This is a genomic window from Mesorhizobium sp. M5C.F.Ca.IN.020.32.2.1 (genome assembly GCF_004023105.1).
In the GTDB taxonomy this organism is placed as follows: Bacteria; Pseudomonadota; Alphaproteobacteria; order Rhizobiales; family Rhizobiaceae; genus Mesorhizobium; species Mesorhizobium wenxiniae.
Window position 1 is genome coordinate 1 of record NZ_RZSX01001678.1, and the last position, 444, is coordinate 444.

Annotated in this window: 1 protein-coding gene; it reads right to left on the reverse strand. The window is 65.1% G+C overall.

Translation table 11 applies throughout. The features are described from left to right. The coding region (locus EOA86_RS38110; protein ID WP_281035756.1) for an isopentenyl transferase family protein at nucleotides 1–349 on the reverse strand (349 nt) is incomplete at its 3' end. Between the last annotated feature and the right edge of the window lie 95 nt (nucleotides 350–444).

Genomic DNA, 444 nt, shown 5'->3' on the forward strand with positions numbered 1-444 from the left:
GTAAGAAAACCCCCCCCCCCCGCCGTTCCAAGAACGCACCGTTGTCGATGAGCTTCATCACATCGCGCAGCCAGGCGCCGGTGGAATATGCGGTGGAGGGATGGACATGTCCGTAGAGGAAATGCGGGACGCGAGCCAGTTCGGCAGCAGTCGGCCGCGCCGTCAGCACGTCGAGCACCGAATAGCCTTGCATGGAATCGGTGTTGACGATGACGCCGCCATTGCGCTCGGCGAAATCGACCGCAAGGGCGGACTTGCCGCTGGCGGTCGGCCCGGCTATCAGGATCGCGTTCTTAACGCGGCCCTCGCCCGCCTGCCTGCCGGAATTTTCGATGCCCCCGCTTGCCACGCCCTTGGTCGCCACGCTTGTGTCCCATCCCGCCGGCCGCGCATTGTCGCCGGCGCTTGCCAATATGGTGTCACGGTCGGTTGGCGCAAGCACTG